General features: G+C 42.5%; 21 protein-coding genes. 9 read left to right on the top strand and 12 right to left on the bottom strand.

The window, feature by feature from the left end; translation table 11 throughout:
- The first annotated feature begins 61 nt into the window (after positions 1-61).
- Genes FO442_RS14260 through FO442_RS14250 form a run of 3 tightly spaced genes read left to right on the top strand, consistent with a single transcriptional unit; the run spans position 62 to position 3,101 of the window.
- Entirely contained in the window at positions 62-1,804 is a 1,743-nt protein-coding gene (locus tag FO442_RS14260; RefSeq protein ID WP_186280143.1) for a tetratricopeptide repeat-containing sensor histidine kinase, read from the top strand.
- Positions 1,801-2,535: a LytR/AlgR family response regulator transcription factor gene (locus FO442_RS14255; RefSeq protein ID WP_144333876.1), complete on the top strand. Its 735-nt coding sequence runs from the start codon at positions 1,801-1,803 to the stop codon at positions 2,533-2,535. Before FO442_RS14260 ends, FO442_RS14255 begins: the two co-directional genes overlap by 4 nt.
- Positions 2,536-2,582: 47 nt before the next feature.
- Positions 2,583-3,101: an SRPBCC family protein gene (locus FO442_RS14250; protein WP_186280141.1), complete on the top strand. Its 519-nt coding sequence runs from the start codon at positions 2,583-2,585 to the stop codon at positions 3,099-3,101.
- Here the strand turns inward: FO442_RS14250 and FO442_RS14245 are convergent.
- The 5 genes from FO442_RS14245 to rpsF all read right to left on the bottom strand — a co-directional run bounded on the left by FO442_RS14245 (position 3,098) and on the right by rpsF (position 5,406).
- Positions 3,098-3,604, bottom strand: a complete 507-nt coding sequence (locus FO442_RS14245; RefSeq protein WP_144333875.1) for a YciI family protein — start codon at positions 3,602-3,604, stop codon at positions 3,098-3,100. The genes FO442_RS14250 and FO442_RS14245 overlap by 4 nt on opposite strands.
- Entirely contained in the window at positions 3,591-4,061 is a 471-nt protein-coding gene (locus FO442_RS14240; RefSeq protein ID WP_144333874.1) for a peroxiredoxin, read from the bottom strand. The genes FO442_RS14245 and FO442_RS14240 overlap by 14 nt, the downstream gene beginning before the upstream one ends.
- 227 nt (positions 4,062-4,288) lie before the next feature.
- On the bottom strand, positions 4,289-4,735 hold the full coding sequence (rplI, locus tag FO442_RS14235) for a 50S ribosomal protein L9 (RefSeq protein ID WP_144333873.1): 447 nt from the start codon (positions 4,733-4,735) through the stop codon (positions 4,289-4,291).
- A 31-nt stretch (positions 4,736-4,766) separates the two neighbouring features.
- Positions 4,767-5,030 (bottom strand): 30S ribosomal protein S18, encoded by a 264-nt coding sequence (rpsR, locus tag FO442_RS14230; RefSeq protein ID WP_013685774.1) that lies wholly within the window; start codon positions 5,028-5,030, stop codon positions 4,767-4,769.
- Positions 5,031-5,058: 28 nt separating this feature from the next.
- Positions 5,059-5,406: a 30S ribosomal protein S6 gene (gene rpsF, locus FO442_RS14225; protein WP_144333872.1), complete on the bottom strand. Its 348-nt coding sequence runs from the start codon at positions 5,404-5,406 to the stop codon at positions 5,059-5,061.
- Positions 5,407-5,759: 353 nt separating this feature from the next.
- On the opposite strand from rpsF, the gene FO442_RS14220 reads away from it, so the two are divergent.
- Positions 5,760-8,531, top strand: a complete 2,772-nt coding sequence (locus FO442_RS14220) for a bifunctional aconitate hydratase 2/2-methylisocitrate dehydratase (protein WP_144333871.1) — start codon at positions 5,760-5,762, stop codon at positions 8,529-8,531.
- Between the two features lie 168 nt (positions 8,532-8,699).
- On the opposite strand, the gene FO442_RS14215 is transcribed toward FO442_RS14220, so the two are convergent.
- From FO442_RS14215 to FO442_RS14195, 6 genes are all read right to left on the bottom strand, one after another.
- Positions 8,700-9,551 carry a hypothetical protein gene (locus FO442_RS14215; protein WP_144333870.1) on the bottom strand — a complete coding sequence of 284 codons (852 nt, stop codon included), beginning with the start codon at positions 9,549-9,551 and terminating at the stop codon, positions 8,700-8,702.
- Positions 9,548-10,243, bottom strand: coding sequence for a hypothetical protein (locus FO442_RS14210; RefSeq protein WP_144333869.1), 696 nt, complete (start codon positions 10,241-10,243; stop codon positions 9,548-9,550). The genes FO442_RS14215 and FO442_RS14210 overlap by 4 nt, the downstream gene beginning before the upstream one ends.
- 370 nt (positions 10,244-10,613) lie before the next feature.
- Positions 10,614-10,973 (bottom strand): TfoX/Sxy family protein, encoded by a 360-nt coding sequence (locus FO442_RS14205; RefSeq protein ID WP_144333868.1) that lies wholly within the window; start codon positions 10,971-10,973, stop codon positions 10,614-10,616.
- Positions 10,974-11,116: 143 nt separating this feature from the next.
- Entirely contained in the window at positions 11,117-11,668 is a 552-nt protein-coding gene (locus FO442_RS14200; protein ID WP_144333867.1) for a hypothetical protein, read from the bottom strand.
- A gap of 55 nt (positions 11,669-11,723) precedes the next feature.
- Positions 11,724-11,864 (bottom strand): hypothetical protein, encoded by a 141-nt coding sequence (locus FO442_RS18740; protein ID WP_186280139.1) that lies wholly within the window; start codon positions 11,862-11,864, stop codon positions 11,724-11,726.
- Between the two features lie 100 nt (positions 11,865-11,964).
- The gene (locus FO442_RS14195) at positions 11,965-12,372 is read right to left on the bottom strand and encodes a hypothetical protein (RefSeq protein WP_144333866.1); all 408 of its coding nucleotides are present in this window, start codon (positions 12,370-12,372) and stop codon (positions 11,965-11,967) included.
- A gap of 231 nt (positions 12,373-12,603) precedes the next feature.
- Between FO442_RS14195 and FO442_RS14190 the strand changes: the two genes are divergently transcribed.
- Both FO442_RS14190 and FO442_RS18735 read left to right on the top strand, forming a co-directional pair.
- Positions 12,604-14,877 (top strand): aconitate hydratase, encoded by a 2,274-nt coding sequence (locus FO442_RS14190; RefSeq protein WP_144333865.1) that lies wholly within the window; start codon positions 12,604-12,606, stop codon positions 14,875-14,877.
- Positions 14,878-15,231: 354 nt separating this feature from the next.
- Entirely contained in the window at positions 15,232-16,191 is a 960-nt protein-coding gene (locus FO442_RS18735) for a hypothetical protein (RefSeq protein ID WP_186280137.1), read from the top strand.
- Between the two features lie 55 nt (positions 16,192-16,246).
- Here the strand turns inward: FO442_RS18735 and FO442_RS14180 are convergent, their stop codons facing one another.
- The gene (locus tag FO442_RS14180) at positions 16,247-17,056 is read right to left on the bottom strand and encodes a 2,3,4,5-tetrahydropyridine-2,6-dicarboxylate N-succinyltransferase (RefSeq protein WP_144333864.1); all 810 of its coding nucleotides are present in this window, start codon (positions 17,054-17,056) and stop codon (positions 16,247-16,249) included.
- A 156-nt stretch (positions 17,057-17,212) separates the two neighbouring features.
- On the opposite strand from FO442_RS14180, the gene ruvX reads away from it, so the two are divergent.
- From ruvX to FO442_RS14165, 3 genes are all read left to right on the top strand, one after another.
- Complete coding sequence (ruvX, locus tag FO442_RS14175) at positions 17,213-17,629, top strand: Holliday junction resolvase RuvX (RefSeq protein WP_144333863.1); 417 nt, start codon at positions 17,213-17,215, stop codon at positions 17,627-17,629.
- Positions 17,630-17,817: 188 nt separating this feature from the next.
- Positions 17,818-18,414, top strand: coding sequence for a peptide deformylase (gene def / locus FO442_RS14170; protein WP_144333862.1), 597 nt, complete (start codon positions 17,818-17,820; stop codon positions 18,412-18,414).
- Complete coding sequence (locus FO442_RS14165; protein WP_144333861.1) at positions 18,411-18,974, top strand: hypothetical protein; 564 nt, start codon at positions 18,411-18,413, stop codon at positions 18,972-18,974. Before def ends, FO442_RS14165 begins: the two co-directional genes overlap by 4 nt.
- Positions 18,975-18,985 lie beyond the last annotated feature (11 nt).

Raw genomic sequence — 18,985 nt, 5'->3', positions numbered from 1 at the left:
TCAAAAAAAAAGGGTGTTCGGGGGTAAATTTCGAGTAAATGATGTTAAATTTGGGGTGAAGATGATTCGGTCGTTCCTCCTCCTGATTGTTGCCTTAATGGCAGGCGGTACTTTTGCTCAAAAAGATACTGAGAGGATTGATTCGCTTAATTTGAAAAGCGAAGTTCTCTATACAACCGATGTGAAGAAATCTATTGAATTAAGCACAAAGGCACTTCACTTATCTAAAGCTATTGATTATCAGCATGGTGAAGCTTTTGCTTGTATGAATTTGGCGATAGCAAATGATATCAAGGGCAATTCGAAAATCGCGATCAGGTATTTTCAGCGTGCTGTCCATTTGTTCCAATTAGAGAACGATTTGGAAAATTTGAGTTATTGTTATTCTCAATTAGGCATTTGCTATTTTTCTCAATATCAGTATGAGAATGCGGATTATTACCATCAGAAAGCAATAGATCTGTGCAAAAAACTTCATTTGGAGGAGGATCTGGCAAATGCTTTAGTGAACCAGGGAATTACATTCACCTACCAAAATAAAACCAAAGAAGCGAAAGAAAATTTTAAGCAGGCAATTGAACTTTACAAAAAGAACAATCAGTTGGACGGTCTCGGCGGGGCCTATAATTCGCTGGGTAAAATTTATTACGATCAACAAGATTTTGAAACTGCGATTCGTTATTTTGAACGCGCATCCGCGAACTTTAGGAAGTATGATAATGATTATAACCTGGAATCATCGTATCTGGGACTCGCAAATTGTTATTTTGATCTGAAGCAATATAAACTGGCAAAAGAATATTCACTCAAAGGATTGCGAATATCGCAGGAAATTGGAGCGAAGGAACGGGAAGTTTTTGCACATGAAATCCTGTCGCGGATTTATTTTGAAGAAGGTGAATACAAAAAAGCGTACCAAAGTCTGAATGAGTATACTGTTCTGAGTGATACGATTTTTACACGTGAAAAAAGTGATGCTCTGGCTGAGATGCAAGCCCGGTTCGAAGTCAAAGAAATCCGGTTGAAACAGCAGGCCGAGGAAGAGAGCCATCGCTGGCAATTGCTGATATTGGGAGCGATCCTGTTCATTATTCTGTTGGTATCTGTGTTTCTGTTCTTCCTGTTCCGGAATAAGAAGCGCATCAATGTGCTCCTGGAACAAAAATACATCATGACACAGGCAAACCTGGAACAGAAAGAATTCATGATGGGAGAGGTGCATCACCGGGTGAAAAACAACCTGCAGATCATTTCAGCTATTTTGGATTTGCAGTCACGCGAATTGAAAGACCCTGAATCCATTCAAATGATCGATGCAAGTATGAACCGGATCAATGCCATTTCGATGATCCATCAGAAGCTTTATCAATCTGAAAATATCCGGGCTGTGCAAATAGGTCCGTACCTGGCAGAATTGGTCAACGATTTGATCACCCATTTTAAAAAGGAAGTCAACAAAGAAATTCACCTGAATTCGGAGAGCGATAACCTGAACCTCGATATAGAAACAGCACTGCCGATCGGTTTAATTGTCGCCGAATTGGTAATGAACTCGTGTAAATATGCATTCGACAAACAAGCGCAGCCTCAAATCAGTTTATCCCTCAAAATAAAAGGAACGAAACTGGTGCTGGTCGTTTCGGACAATGGGAACGGAAAGTCGCATGTAGAAGAAGGAACTCATTTCGGGGCCAAATTAATCCGTTCAATGGCCCGTAAGCTGAAAGCGGAATTCATCGAAACCAATAGCGAGAAGGGCCTGAGGTCGGAATTGATAATCACCAAATACAATCTGTTGTCATGACAAAACCAACCATTTTTATTGTAGAAGACGAACCGATCATAGCAGATTTTTTGGCGCAGTGCTTATCGGATGAAGGATTTGAATGTTTGGGAATAGCAGACAGTTTTGAAGATACGAAGAAACAATTGATGCATCACATCCCCGATCTATTCCTGTTGGATATCAATCTTGGATTGGGTCCTGACGGGGTTGATCTGGCACACTTCATCAACCAGCAGATTAACAAGCCTTTTTTGTTTGTGACTTCCAATACAGACCCGCAGACACTGGAACGGGTGAAGTTGACCAATCCAAGCGGATTTGTGATGAAGCCTTTCAAAAAGCTGGAGCTGGTTACCCAGATCGAATTGGCCTGGTATGCTTATCAGGTACGGATGAGCAATAATCAGGTGGATTTTGCGAATTCGGTGCTGGCAAATACGCATTTCTTTATCAAGGACAAACAAAAGCTGATAAAACTGGCTTATTCGGACATTACCTACGCCGAAGCGTGCGATAATTATTCCATTCTCCACACGAACGATTCGAAGTTTATCGTCAGCTACAGTTTGAAACACGTAGAAGCAAAATTACCGGTACAGGAGTTTTTGCGCGTGCATCGTTCCTATATGATCAACATTACTCAAATTTCACAGATCAATCCGAAGTCTCTGGTACTGATCGATGGAAAGGAGATTCCTGTCAGTGAGGCACATCGTTCCGAATTGTTAAAGCGTGTGAATCTTTTTTGAAACCGGCTTTGTTTTGCTACATTTAGTTGACACAGCAATTCGACAGGATGTATCAGCTCAAACGAACACAATTCATCAACGCAGATTCCCAAATTTGCTGGAAGTACTTTTCTGCGCCGGAAAACCTGCATGTCATTACACCGGATTACATCGATTTCAGAGTGCACACACCCGTTCCCGAAACCATGTATGAAGGATTGATCATCAAATACACCATTCGACCGATCCTGGGGGTTCCCTTAACCTGGATCAGTGAAATAAAAACCATACAGGAAGAAAGCTATTTCATAGATGAACAACGAAAAGGACCGTACAGCATGTGGCATCACGAGCATCACTTCAAAGAAGTGGAAGGAGGTGTTGAGATGACGGATATTATCAGTTATTGCATGCCTTTCGGATTTGTCGGCCGCTTTTTCCATTGGTTATTTATCCGGAAACAACTGGAAAATATTTTCGATTACCGCATCCGTAAGGTGGATGAGTTGTTTAATGCGAAACCAGTTGTGGAATCTGCCCTTAACGGATCAATAGGTTATGAAACAGCCGGATCGAAAAAGCATTAAATCTCTTTCTTCGAAATCGTTTTGTGGATTTCAGCCGATTTGATCAGGGCTGCTGACCCGTACCACGGATGCAGTTCCATCACCAATCTTCCTGCCCGGATTGCCGGATCGGTTTTGGTCAATTCTTCCGCTTCTTCAACCGTTTCCACGTCGAAAATATAGATTCCGCGTAATTCCGTATCGTCCATAAACGGACCTGCAACAACCAGTACGCGTTGTTCGGCGAGTTTCCCGATATGGTCCATATGTGCACGCTGCAAACGCTGCACCTCTTCCGGACTTTGGTCCTGGTTCGGCCCTTTTTTCAGGAAAGCCATCACGTAATGCTTCATTCCATAATCATCCGCACCCAGTTCGCTTGCCAACGCCTGGTCAAAATCCGTTTCGGTTCTTACCTCGACCTGTGGTTCATTCGAGCAGGATTTTTCTTCTTCCCTGGAACACGAGCCGATGAATAAACCTATGCACAGAGTGGTTAAGAACAGGAAGTTATGCTTCTTCATGGAGGATGGATTTTACAGCGTTAATAGATTCTTTAATATGTCCTGCAGCATTGGTCAGCGAATTGTAAATGTGGCGCACAATGCCTTTTTTGTCGATGATATAAGTCACCCGCCCCGGGATCAACCCGAATAAATTTCCGGGAACCCCGAATTGTTTTCGGACCTTTTTTTCGGTGTCTGCAAGCAAGGTAAAAGTGAGGCGGTGTTTAGCAGCAAATTCAGCATGCTTTTTCGGCGAGTCGCTGGAAATTCCGATCACTTCGCATCCCAGGTCCCTGAAATCTTCGTAGCTGTCGCGAAACGAGCAAGCCTCTGCAGTACATCCGGGCGTATCGTCTTTCGGGTAAAAATAAAGCACGATGATCTTTTTCCCCAATACGGATTGGATGTCAAAAGTAGTGTTGTTTTGATCTTTGAGTGTGAATTCCGGACACTTGTCCCCAACTGCGATTGCCATGACTTTGTAATTTGAATTTGTAAAACAAAGATGCGAAAATTAACCACGAAGCGCACTAAGCTCAAGAGGGAATATTAAAATAATTGCACAGATTGCTTAGTGGTCTTTCAAGAGAGGAAGGGTGTGAATAATAATGTCTTAGTGCCCCTGGTGCGCTTCGTGGTTAAACAAAAAAAAATCCCGCTGCTCAGAGAACAACGGGACTTGCATATTCGAGTCGGAAAATCTTATTCTCCTACTACTTCAAATTTGAACACAGGCTTCACACCTTTGTGTAAGTTTGCTTCAGCTTCGAACGTTCCAACTTCTTTGATTGGCTCGTCTTTAATTTTCAAAGCTTTACGGTCGATGTCAAATCCTGCAGCTTTCAAAGCTTCAGACAATTGAACTGTATTAACAGAACCGAAGATTTTACCGTTCTCACCCACTTTCGTGCTGATTTTCACGGTAACCTCAGCCAATTTAGCTGCAATTGCTTCTGCTTCCGCAACGATTTTAGACTCTTTGTGAGAGCGTTGCTTCATCATATCTTCGTGCGCTTTTTTCGCAGAAGGAGTAGCCAAAGAAGCGTAACCCTGAGGGATCAGGAAGTTACGTCCGTATCCTGGCTTCACAGTTACAACTTCGTCCTTGTAACCTAATTTATCGATATTTTTCTTAAGAATTACTTCCATGATTTCTTGTCTTTAAAATTAAACAATAAGACTATTTCAACATATCGCCAACGTAAGGCAAGATAGCCAAGTGACGAGCACGTTTGATAGCTTTATTAACTCGCTTCTGGTATTTAGCAGAAGTTCCGGTAATACGGCGAGGAAGGATTTTCCCTTGCTCGTTTACCAAACGCAACAAGAAAGTAGCGTCTTTGAAATCGATGAATTTAATCCCGCTTTTTTTGAAACGGCAGTATTTATCTTTTTTGATTTCGATGTTGATCGGAGTCAAATAGCGAATATCGTTTTGTGACATGTTCTTAAAATTTAATGGTAATTAATAATTAAGCTTCAACCGGAGCTCCGCTCATTTTCTTGCGACGCTTCTCTGCGTAAGCAACGTGGTCCTTGTCCATTTTCACAGTCAGGAAACGCATGATACGCTCGTCACGTTTCATAGCCAATTCCAACTCAGCGATCACTGAACCTTCAGCATCAAATTGGAACAAGAAATAGAAACCAGTTGATTTCTTTTGGATCGGGTAAGCCAATTTTTTTAGGCCCCAGCTCTCAGAATGCGTTAATTTACCACCCATGGCAGCCAAATCGCTTTCGTACTTTTGCACTGCTTCCTTTGCCTGGTCTTCAGACAAAACGGGAGTAAGAATGAAAACAGTTTCGTAAGAATTCATAATTAAACTTATTTGTTATTAATACTAATTGTCCGCCAAGATACACTTAGCGGGGTGCAAAGGTAGGAATAAAATCTTAAAATCAATAGATTGAGTGAGAAATTCGCTAATCTAAAGGAATCGATACGATGGTTGGCTCACTGAATTATTGGCAAGATAACTATTTAAAGCTGAAACAAGAATCTGGTTTTATTGCAGGATAGAACGTTATGCGGTTAATTTAGAACCAATCTGAATAAATAGGAATAATACTTTCCTCCTTTCTTTTGTGTTTCAGTTTCCATTGCTTTTAGCTAAATTCGCGCGTCGAATAAATTGTTAAAAAACAACTTTCAAAAGCAAGTTTTCCTTTTATGAATACCTATCAAGAATACATCAAAGAAATTGAAGAGCGTAAAGCGCAGGGCCTTCACCCTAAACCCATTGACGGCGCTGAATTATTAAGCGAGATTGTTGAGCAGATCAAAGATGTCACTAATCCATACAGGGCAGATTCTCTAAAATTCTTTATCTACAACACTTTACCGGGAACAACAAGTGCAGCAATTGTGAAAGCAAAATTCTTAAAGCACATCATCCTGGGTGAAGAAGTGGTTGACGAGATTTCTCAGGCTTTTGCTTTTGAACTGTTGTCACACATGAAAGGTGGGCCTTCCATCGAAGTATTGCTTGATTTGGCTTTAGGAAACAATGCGGATAGCGCAAAGCAAGCTGCGGATGTATTGAAAACACAGGTATTCCTTTACGACGCAGATACTGCACGCTTAAAGGATGCATACCAGAACGGGAACGCCATCGCGAAGGAAATCCTGGAAAGCTATGCGAAAGCAGAGTTTTTTACGAAACTTCCCGAAGTTCCGGAAGAAATCAAAGTAGTAACCTACATCGCCGGTGAAGGAGATATTTCAACGGATTTACTTTCTCCGGGTAACCAGGCGCACTCGCGTTCTGACCGTGAATTACACGGGAAATGTATGATCACACCACAGGCACAGGAAGAAATCAAGGCTTTACAGACACAGCATCCGGACAAAAGCGTGATGCTCATCGCCGAAAAAGGAACGATGGGTGTCGGCTCGTCAAGAATGTCGGGAGTGAACAACGTGGCACTTTGGACCGGGAAACAAGCGAGTCCGTATGTGCCGTTCGTAAACTTTGCTCCGATCGTTGGAGGTACCAACGGGATTTCCCCGATTTTCTTGACTACGGTTGATGTAACGGGTGGAATCGGTTTGGACCTGAAAAACTGGGTGAAAAAGCTGGATGCGGATGGAAACCCGGTTCGCGATGCAAACGGTGATCCGGTGTTGGAAGAAGCGTATTCGGTTGCTACAGGTACGGTTTTGACCATTAATACAAAAACAAAGAAATTATATAATGGTGATCAGGAGTTGATCGACGTTTCCAAAGCGTTTACTCCTCAGAAAATTGAATTCATCAAAGCAGGTGGTTCCTATGCCATTGTGTTTGGTAAGAAGATCCAGACGTTTGCTGCAAAAACATTGGAAATCGAAGCGCCAGTCGTATTTGCCCCGTCAAAAGAGGTTTCTGTTCCGGGACAAGGGTTGACAGCGGTAGAAAAGATCTTCAACAAGAATGCAGTTGGAGTGGCTCCCGGAAAAGTATTGCACGCAGGTTCTGACGTTCGGGTAGAAGTAAACATCGTTGGTTCTCAGGACACAACCGGTTTGATGACGGCCCAGGAATTGGAAGCAATGGCTGCTACGGTGATTTCACCGATTGTGGACGGCGCGTATCAATCCGGTTGTCACACGGCTTCCGTTTGGGACAAAAAAGCACAGGCAAACATTCCGAAACTGATGAAGTTTATGAATGACTTCGGGTTGATTACTGCACGTGACCCGAAGGGTGTTTACCACGCAATGACCGATGTTATTCACAAAGTATTGAATGATATTACGGTAGACGAGTGGGCGATCATCATCGGTGGCGACTCACATACAAGAATGTCGAAAGGTGTTGCTTTCGGTGCCGATTCCGGAACTGTTGCTTTGGCATTGGCTACCGGTGAAGCTTCCATGCCGATTCCGGAATCCGTAAAAGTGACGTTCAAAGGAACGATGAAAGATTACATGGATTTCCGTGATGTGGTGCATGCTACGCAAGCACAGATGTTGCATCAATTTGGCGGGGAGAACGTGTTCCAGGGAAGAATCATCGAGGTTCATATCGGGACATTGACTGCGGATCAGGCCTTTACTTTTACAGACTGGACAGCAGAAATGAAGGCAAAAGCTTCCATTTGTATTTCAGAAGACGATACGTTGATCGAATCATTGGAAATTGCGAAGAGCCGTATCCAGATTATGATCGACAAAGGAATGGATAACGCACGCCAGGTGCTTCAGGGATTGATCAACAAAGCGGATAAGCGTATTGCTGAAATTAAATCGGGTGAGAAACCGGCTTTGACCCCGGATGCCAATGCGAAATATTACGCGGAAGTAGTGGTTGATTTGGATCAGATTGCTGAGCCGATGATCGCCGACCCGGATGTAAACAACAAAGATGTTTCCAAACGCTATACGCACGATACGATCCGTCCGCTGTCTTTCTATGAAGGAACGAAAAAAGTGGATCTTGGCTTTATCGGTTCATGCATGGTCCACAAAGGCGATATGAAGATCCTTGCTCAAATGTTGAAAAACGTAGAAGCGCAAAACGGGAAAGTGGAATTCAAAGCTCCGTTGGTAGTTGCTCCTCCTACTTACAACATCGTGGACGAATTGAAAGCTGAGGGCGACTGGGAAGTATTGCAGAAATATTCCGGTTTTGAGTTTAACGACGATGCTCCGAAAGGCGAAGCGCGCACGAAATACGAAAACATGTTGTACTTGGAGCGTCCAGGATGTAACTTGTGTATGGGGAACCAGGAAAAAGCTGAAAAAGGAGATACGGTGATGGCAACATCCACCCGTTTGTTCCAGGGCCGTGTAGTAGAAGATGCGGAAGGTAAAAAAGGGGAATCCTTGCTTTCGTCCACACCGGTGGTTGTTCTTTCTACGATTTTAGGAAGAACTCCAACGATTGAAGAATACACGAAAGCGGTGGATGGTATTGCATTGACTAAATTTGCTCCTTCTCACAAGCTGTTGGCGAATTAATTAGTCAGAAATAAAATAATGAAAGCCCCGGTCACTGAGCGTAGTCGAAGTGTCGGGGCTTTTTATTGTAAAGATGTTTGATTGGAATTATAAAATCCCTAAATGACCTTCTTTAGATGCCGCTAGACCGGTGCATCGTCAGTCCCAAATAGATTTCTCTTGCCGGACCTAAGCGCGGATCACCTGATCGTATTCCAGTACACCCGAATCCAGATTCAATAGACAAAGGGCTTGCGAGCTCCCTGTAATGGTGGATTTTTCGTAGCTGAAACAAGCAAGCTTTCCGTTCTGAAGGATCAACAGGTTATTGAGATTGCCATATTTCAGTTTCAGGTTGTATTTTCCCATGCGCTTATTGTTCCGGACATACGTCAATGTTGACTGTTCGCTCTGCTCGTTTTCGGTGAGCAGGAAATAGGCACTGTCGGTAATTTTATTCGATCTGAGAAGGTCGTCTCCGGTATATTGTTTGTGAACCGGAATTTCCGTGAGCGGAGGTTCTTCGTAATCGACCACTTCAATTTCGATGCTCTCCAGTTCCGGTTCATGAGATTCATCCGTCTCGTCCCAGTCTTCCCATGCTTCATTGTTTTCCCAGTTATCGGAATCTTCTGGTTCGGAATCTTCAGGGAAATGTGGACTCAGCTTGATGTGCAGCTTTTCCATTAGTGCAACAACCGATCGTTTCATGAACGGACTGCCGAATTGGAAGGTGTTTCCTTTCTGACTGTCACCTGAATAGAACTTTTTTTCTGATAAATCAAACAATAAATGCCGAAAGAAACATAGGTTGTTCTTCATCAATGAAAGCTCTGAAATGAGGTGAAGGTAACGGGGGTTTTCATCTGTTAAAATGTGGGTAATGTGTCCTATTTTTGTCTGGCTTTTGATCCGCAATCGATTTACGACCAGGAAAAACACCAGCACAAATAGGGCGGTACCCGCAAATAATAGAACTGTTTGTGTAGTAGAATATTCCGTGGGCCTTGCATTGTATGCTGTGAGTAATAGTTGTTTCATCGGTTTCTTTTGGTTTCGGTAATGTACTGGTCGAATAAAAAGTCTCCGTTCGTGAGATCGATGACAGCGAGCGCTATTCCGAAATTGATTCCTCCTTTGGAGTAGATCATCAGGACCTGGTTGGAGAAAGGAGTTTCATAGATCCGGAAATCGTGCTCCGCCCATCCTCTGAATTCATGCTTCCGGATTTCAATCCCGTTGCGGTAGATCTCCAGGCGTACTTTTGACAGCCCCATGTCATTTTCACGCAGTTTGGTTACCACAAAGGCGTTGGCGGGAATTTTTTCCATCACTTCGGTATCGCTGGCATTCAGATCCCGGTGAATGACTTTGATTTCAGGATGTTTGATTGCCTTGTTGGGTGCCGGGCTGAGTGTTCGTCCCAGTTTTTTGGAAAGTGTCTCCATACTCCGCTCCACAAACGGACTGTTCAGGTCAATCCCTTTTCCCCGTTGATGGTCTCCGGCTGTGAACTGATAGTTGGACAGGTTGAACACATAATGCCGGTAAACTTCATAACTCGGAGAATCGTCGGGCATGTACATGCTGTGACCAAAAATATGGTAGAAGTTTAAGGTGTTATCCGCCACTACGGCATCAATCGCGTGGATTTTGGTCTTTTTTTTGACGATGAACAGGAAAATCAATCCGAAGACCAGAACGGAGCATCCAACAGTTACGAGTATAAGCATAAGCAGTGAGTTGGGGGTAAAAATAGCAGAAATTGTTTAGAAATGCATTCATTTCTGTTTCGCCTGAAATGCGAGGTAACTATTTCGGACGCAATGGGTTGTGAAGTGCGTTGTGGAGAGTATAGTTGTTAGCAAGTTTACTAACTTACTTATTTTTTCAAACAAACTTCGGCACGCGTTTCCCCTCCCAACATATTCGTATTTAATCGCTAAACATCCGGCAAATGTGGTAAGCAGGAAGATCTATGATGATTGGAAAATGGTGGATCGGTGTACCGTCAGCTTGGGGTTCTCTATCTACGAGATGGAACTTTCTTATTTAGAGACGTTTTCCAGCGAAGTTGCAAATACAAAGGCAGTGATTTTTATTTCACCTCCTCTTGCTCGATTTTGCTTTGGGATTGTAATTTAAACACAATTGGACCCAGTAATCCAGTTCCTTTGAACTGCTGAATCCGTGTTCCATGACGTAGATGTAATTTTTCATGACCCGTTCGCCCATTTTCATAGGTAAAACATCGTCTCGTTCCACGGCTTTCAAATAGTCTTCATCACTGATTCGGCAAAAAAGAAGATCTTCCTGACTATTCTTGGAAATGTGTGTACCACAACACATTTTATCATCAACCATGATGCAAACTCCCATGAACATCTTCTTCTCCTCGAAATCCACTTCTTTGGAGAACAATACTTGGCGTATCCGCTCCAACATTTCTTCGTTATAGGCCATCGTTCAGTTATTTTTCAAGCCCGGGTTGGTGCTTGTTCATGCAATCTAAAATAACCAATTTTTCTTACCGACAGTTGTTCAAAGTCGACCGATGAACTGTAAGCTCGAAATAAATTTCCTGTGCCAGTTAAGAAATCGTTTGTTTATTTAAAGAGTATTTTCTTAACCAAAGTTGGTGTAGACAGTTGTATTTGAATGAATCTAATGGCCTCCTGGTCTAGGATATGCTCGATAATCCATTTTTTGTCGGTGGTAATTATCCAGGTGTCGGGATGGGAAATAAATTTTGTTGGATTTGATAGAAAGGTCTTTGCTGAAATTTCTAACTCGGGATCACCACCATCATAGCATATTACGATATTTGTCGTATCCGGAATGAGTGCTAAAAACTGCTGTTGAAATTTGCCGGAGTTCAATTCTTCCTTTCTCATCTCAATAGTTTCTATGGTTGTTGAATCGTTAACATCCATTTGAAAATCTCCATGGATTCCAAAATAGCCATCCTTTTTTCTTGTTTGTACAGTTGAATAAATCCAATGGAGATTTTCACTCTCATAATGAATGGTGTACGGCTGGTCTATTTCGTCTAAATAAGCCAATTGAAAGGCAATTCTATTTCTTAACCCCTTCAGTCGAACTTCCTCCTGTAGTTGCTGTTTTCTTTTTTTAAGTTCTGCTGTTTTTTCTGCATCCATTTTGAAAAACGTAATAAATCTGAATTGGACTGGTATTCAAAGTCGTGTCAAAAATTCATGCATTTTCATTCTTTGTTGTAGAAACCGAGAACGCCGTGAAACAACCAATCACCAGTTTGAAACACAATTCACCCCAATCAGTCTCCGTGCAACGAACAAATAAATCTGCGAAATCTGCGCGATCCGTGTTCGACATAAGCTGTATTTTTTACTATTGAAACACAACCCTTCGCTCATAGAAAAAATCCATGCATTTATGGTAATACAAGGCTCTTTTTGTACACCGTGTACCACATTTATTTTCTCACGAAAAGATAAGAATATCCATCATAAGATTCATCGCTGAGAAATAAAGTGTCTCCAAATATTTGATATGTTTCATGTCCCCCATTCTTATACACTAGCGCAGGTCTTTGATTCGTATCGTAAATACTTTCTTTCATTTCGATTTTGAATTTTTTCTTCGTTTTTTTCTTCGTACCTTCATGAACTATAAAGCAACCTTTATCGGTGATTTCTAACCAGTTATTATTAGAAAACCTAGAGCTGCCTCCTGCTCCGGAAAAACCACCCGAGTTTGATTTATAGTCCCATTGTCCAAATATTTTTTCAGCATACTCGTTTGGTGCTGATATTTTTTCGCAGCTGGTGGATGCGACTAAGATGATGGCTGCAATCAATAGCGATTTCATGATCTTTTTCATAATATTTCTTGGTTTGGTCATTGGTTATAACGCGTTTACATGCACTAGGCTATCAGGCCAAGTGTTCTCAATGTAGGTATCTGGTACTGACAACGAACGGTGTTTGAAAATACATATTAATTCTCATGTCACGTGGATTGTATAGAAAAAATCAATGCATTTATCGATTCCATGTGATACCCGTTATTTTTTTAATGCTTAAATTTAGAGGTATACAAAAAGAACTTAAAAATGGCTGTTTTCGATTTAGACATGATCCAAAAAGTCTACGCTGCTTTTCCCGAGCGCGTAGCTGCTGCACGAAAAGTTGTTGGTCGCCCACTGACTTTGACAGAAAAAATATTATACGCCCACTTGTGGGATGGAAACGCGACGGTGACACACGAGCGTGGTAAATCGTATGTGGATTTTGCTCCGGATCGCGTAACGATGCAAGATGCAACTGCTCAAATGGCTTTATTGCAATTTATGCAAGCCGGTAAAAAGAAAGTAGCTGTTCCTTCAACGGTGCATTGTGATCACCTCATCCAGGCAAAAGTAGGAGCTGATGCCGATTTGCAGCGTTCTTTGAATGAAAACAACGAGGTCTTCAACTTCCTGTCGTCGATCTCCAATAAATACGGAATTGGTTTCTGGAAACCCGGAGCTGGGATCATTCACCAGGTGATGCTGGAAAATTATGCTTTTCCGGGAGGGATGATGGTCGGCACGGATTCTCACACCGTAAATGGCGGTGGATTAGGAATGATCGCCATCGGGGTCGGTGGTGCTGATGCGGTGGACGTGATGGCCGGAATGCCGTGGGAATTGAAATTCCCGAAACTGATCGGTGTGAAATTAACAGGAAGATTGAACGGCTGGACTTCTGCCAAAGATGTAATCCTGAAAGTGGCGGATATCCTGACCGTAAAAGGTGGAACAGGAGCGGTGGTCGAGTATTTTGGGGACGGAGCGCTTTCGCTTTCCGCTACCGGAAAAGGAACGATCTGTAACATGGGGGCAGAAATTGGAGCTACAACTTCTACCTTTGGTTATGATGATTCCATGCGCCGTTACTTAAATGCAACAGGTCGTGCAGAAATCGTTGCGGAAGCAGATCGGATCGCCGAGCATTTGACCGGAGACAAAGAAGTGTATGCTGATCCAGAGAAGTACTTTGACCAGGTGATCGAAATTGATTTGGATACATTGGAGCCACATATTAACGGACCATTTACCCCGGACCGCGGAACACCGGTTTCCAAAATGAAGGAGACAGCACTGGAGAACGGTTGGCCGATGAAAATCGAGTGGGGACTGATCGGGTCTTGTACCAACTCTTCCTACGAAGATATGTCGCGTGCAGCATCCATTGTGGAACAGGCTGTAAAGCACGGAATTACTCCAAAAGCAGAATTCGGGATCAACCCGGGTTCCGAGCAGGTGCGTTATACGATCGAGCGCGACGGGATCATTGCAACTTTCGAAAAAATGGGGACGAAAGTCTTTACCAATGCCTGCGGACCATGTATCGGTCAGTGGGACCGTGAAGGAGCGGACAAACAGGAGAAAAACACGATCGTGCACTCATTCAACAGGAACTTCTCGAAAAGAGCTGACGGAAACCCGAATACACACGCGTTTGTAACTTCACCTGAGATGGTTGCGGCTTTGGCAATTTCCGGTGATTTGGGATTCAATCCGCTAACAGATACCTTAACAACTGACAAAGGAGAACAAGTAAAATTATTGCCTCCGCATGGCGATGAACTTCCTAAAAAAGGGTTTGATGTGGATGATCCGGGCTACCAGGCTCCTGCTGAAGACGGATCAGGTGTTCAGGTCATTGTGAAGCCGGATTCAACGCGTTTGCAGTTACTGGAATCTTTCCCTGCCTGGGACGGACAAAATATTCTCGGAGCAAAATTGCTAATCAAAGCGAAAGGAAAATGTACTACCGACCACATTTCAATGGCAGGCCCGTGGTTGCGTTACCGTGGTCACCTGGATAATATTTCAAATAACATGCTCATTGGTGCGGAGAATGCATTCAATGGAAAAGCCAATGAAGTAGTAAACCAGTTGACCGGTTCGGTAGGTGAAGTTCCGGCAGTACAGCGGGCTTACAAGGCGGCAGGGATTCCTTCAATCGTTGTGGGAGACCACAATTACGGGGAGGGTTCTTCTCGCGAGCATGCTGCCATGGAACCGCGTCATCTGGGTGTTCGTGCTGTCATTGTAAAATCCTTTGCTCGGATCCACGAAACAAACCTGAAAAAACAGGGAATGTTGGGATTGACATTCGCCAATGAAGCAGATTACGAGAAAATCCTGGAAGACGATACCTTCAACTTCATTGATTTGGTAGATTTTGCTCCGGGTAAGCAGTTAACACTGGAAATTGTACATGCTGACGGCTCGAAAGAAAATATCAAACTGAATCATACATACAACGATCAGCAAATTGACTGGTTTAGAGCAGGGTCAGCATTGAATTTGATTAAGTTGCAGGATCAAAACAACTAAAAGGAAAATAAAAACAAGTAGGGGTGCGATTAATCGCGCCCCTACTTGTTTATGATAGTTATGCTGAATTTCTAATAAGCTTGTGCTTTTTTATTTAGTAAACTCTGTGCCAGTTTGTTACTAAATGAGTAGAGCTCTTTGCTTTGATTTTACATAGAAATATGCAAGCATAATGAATTCTGTCAGACACTCATTGAAACACGTAATTTACGAATTCAGGTCCGAAGTATGGGGTATGGGTGAACTAAAATTTTAATTTCGTCACCATTAAAATTTAGACCGTAAATCAACCTTCTTTTGTAAAAGAGAAGGTTTTATTTTACACAAAAGTAAAAACCAAAAACGCTACAATTTATGAAGAGAATTTTTACTCTTGCTGGAAGTATTATGTCCATAATGCTCGTATTCAATGCGACTGGACAAGCCAACACCAAATGGAACCTGATCAACGATCCGTATTATGGATTCCCTAATTACACCAGTTTATTTCCCGGATTAAAAAGCTCCATCCTTGGAGCGGTAAAAGACGATGACAATATTTCGAATATCCACAGCCGGGGTTCGGGACCAACAGGGTTGCGAACCGAATTTTTCCTGAACAATTGGTTCGGAATAGGAGTAGATGCAATTTACAGTGGAAGCAGTGTGACATACGATCGGTTGGATTCGGTAGTGGATGGAATTTCCTATACGAATAACTACGAACGAAAAATGAGCCGCGTACGTATACAGGCCCGGTTTAATTTCCATTTCCCGGTAAAAAGTAAACGATTGGATATGTATGGAGGAATCGGGATCGGGAGCAATGCAAAATACCGAAGTACGTTCGTTAACGGGGTTAAAACAGAAGATAAAGATGGTTTCTGGAGCGGTTTTCCTACCATTCCGATTTCGATGAGGACTTGTTGGGGATTCCGTTACTACTTCTCCAAGTTCGTTGGGATGAACTTTGAAATCGGGATCGGAGGGCCGCTTATTTCAACCGGGGTTTCTTCCCGCTTTGGATTTAAAGTCCCAAAAATTCCGGGAATGGACGAATTGAATCCCGATGGTAAAGGAGATAACCTGAGAAAAAAGGCTGAAGATGCCAAACGAAAACAGGAAGATGCTGAGAAGAAAAAAGAGGAGCTGGAAAAAGGAACAGGTAAATCTATACCGGAAGAAGATCCCGAAAAGAAATTGGAAGAGGAACGAGTAAAACTCGAAAAAGAAAAGCTGAAACTCGAGCAGGAGAAATTGGAGCTTGAAAAGAAAAAGCTGGAAGAAGAGAAGAAGAAATTCGAAGAGGAAAAGAAAGAAGAGGAAAAACCATAAACAAACAGGGGCGCGATTCATCGCGCCCCTTGTATTTTAAATTGGATATTCCTGCTTATACCGCCACATTATGTTCTCTCAAGGCATCATTCAGAGAGGTTTTTAAATCGGTTGATGCTTTGCGCTTTCCGATGATCAATGCACAAGGTACCTGGAACTCTCCCGCAGGGAACGATTTGGTGTACGAGCCCGGGATGACTACCGAACGTTCCGGAACATAGCCTTTCAATTCAACCGGTTCCGTTCCGGTAACATCAATAATTTTTGTCGACATTGTCAAACACACATTTGCTCCCAAAACAGCTTCTTTACCTACACGAACTCCTTCTACCACAATACAACGTGATCCGATAAAAGCATTGTCTTCGATAATGACCGGGGCAGCCTGTAAAGGCTCCAATACACCACCGATCCCAACGCCGCCGCTCAAATGCACGTTTTTCCCGATTTGAGCACACGAACCAACCGTTGCCCAGGTATCAACCATGGTTCCGGAATCCACATAAGCTCCGATATTGACATAGGAAGGCATCATGATAACTCCGGGTGCAACAAATGCTCCGTAACGTGCAATGGCATGAGGAACAACGCGAACCCCCAATTCAGCATAATTCTTCTTCAGTGCCATTTTATCGTGGAATTCGAATGGTCCCACTTCAATGGTTTCCATTTTTCGAATCGGGAAATACATCACTACCGCTTTTTTCACCCATTCGTTTACTTGCCAGGAACCGTCTTCTTTTGGTTCGGCAACCCGCAAGATTCCTTTGTCGATATCTTCTATCGCATGTTCAATGGCCTGGCGGGTTTCAACCTGATCCAGTAATGCCCGGTTTTCCCAGGCAGCTTCAATAATGGAACGCATATGTTTTGATTTTGGGCAAAATTAGAAAATTATAGGGTTGAAAGGAGGGTCGCGCGTGCGAATATTACGATTTCTGTAGAAATGACCTTTCTAGGGTTGTAAACCCTAGACCATTTTTTTGCCTTACTTTTGTGTCAGATTTTAAAATGTTCTCACTTGTCCAAAATTCTCGCAATTGATTTCGGTCTGAAAAGAACCGGTTTGGCACTCTCGGATGAAGGGCAACTATTCGCATTCGGGTTAAAAACCATCGACAGTAAAACCCTGATGGATGAACTAAAGGTGCTCGTTATGAAAGAGAAAATAGTTGAGATTGTCATCGGTGAACCGAAAAGATTAGATGCTTCCGACTCACACATTACTCAAAATGTACGTTTATTAAAAGAAGCGGTTCAGAAGAATTTTCCGGAAGTGACGGTCAATTTATTGGACGAGCGGTTTACTTCCAAAATGGCTTCGGCAGTTATTGCACAAAGTGGATTGAAGAAGAAAAGCCGGGAGCAAAAAGGATTAATTGATACGGTAAGTGCAGCTATTATCCTCCAGGATTACCTTCAAACCCGCATAAAATAAGGAAAAGTATTTCGAAAGGGTCTATTTCCTAACTTTGTAAAGAATTGTTCAAAGTGTTCCAACGTTTAAGAAGTTCAAAAATGAATTTGAACGATTGAACATTTCCACTTTTGAACTCGCTGAAATAGTTTGAAAAGACAAGGGATTGGTACCTTGATCCATATAATGAGAGTAAAAAGAAAAGAAAAATGATATTGCCAATTGTAGCATACGGTGATCCGATTCTGAAAAAAGAAGCAGTTGAGATCGATCAGGATTATCCTGAATTGAACAAGTTGATCGAAGACATGTTTGAAACGATGTATGAAGCATCCGGGGTAGGTTTGGCTGCACCACAGATCAATCGTTCCATTCGTTTGTTTGTTGTAGACGGAAGTCCTTTTGCCGAAACCGATGAGGATGAAGAGGATGATCCGAAAGCGGAAGGAATGGAAGGGTTTAAACGGGTGTTCATTAATCCGATTATTGAAGAGGAGACAGGTGAACCCTGGGGATTTCATGAAGGCTGTTTAAGTATTCCGAAGATCCGTGAAGAAGTATTCCGCAAAGAAAAGATCCGTATAACCTATTATGATGAGAACTGGCAATTCCACGATGAATGGTTTGATGGGTATAAAGCGCGTATTATTCAGCACGAATACGATCACATAGAAGGAGTTCTCTTTACGGATCATCTCTCGGTATTGAAACGTAGATTATTGAGCAAGAGGCTTCAGAATATTTCGCAGGGTTTAATCTCTGTTGCCTATAAAATGAAGTTCCCATCTTTCAAAAAAGGAAAATGATGAAGGTATATTATGTCATTGCTGTCGGATTTCTGGTAGCTGCATGTGCCTCCGATCCGGAAACAGTCAAATTGCCAACCGGAGGAGAAAATGTGAAAAGCATGCCTGCTGCCATTAAAGAAGTGAAAGCGTTTGAAGATTCCCTGAAAAGATCTTCTGCTTCAGGAACATTGGAGTATAATGAGGAGACGGCTGTGGTCTATGCAGAAAAATGTTTGTCCATTGCGCATCGTTTCCCCAAATCCAAAGAAGCTCCGAAATATATGGATAAAGCGCACATTATTTTTGCTTCAGCTAATTTACACCAGCGTTCGGTGATGATTGCAGATTCGCTGATTGCAATGTATCCGATGTATAAGAACCGAGCTATGGTACTGGAAAGTCTCGCAGGGGCTTACGATGTATTTGTTATTCCAAGACAGAAAGAAAAGGTTAAAAAGTACTATGAATTGTTATTGAAGGAAAACCCGGAAATGAACCCGGAGCAACGAAAACAGATCGAAGACCGTCTAAAGTATGTCGATTTAACCTTCGATGAGTACGTTTCAAAAGCAAATTAGTATATTGAAAT

Source organism: Fluviicola chungangensis, from assembly GCF_007558725.1.
In the GTDB taxonomy this organism is placed as follows: Bacteria; Bacteroidota; Bacteroidia; order Flavobacteriales_D; family Crocinitomicaceae; genus Fluviicola; species Fluviicola chungangensis.
This window is presented reverse-complemented; position numbering and strand designations above follow the sequence as displayed.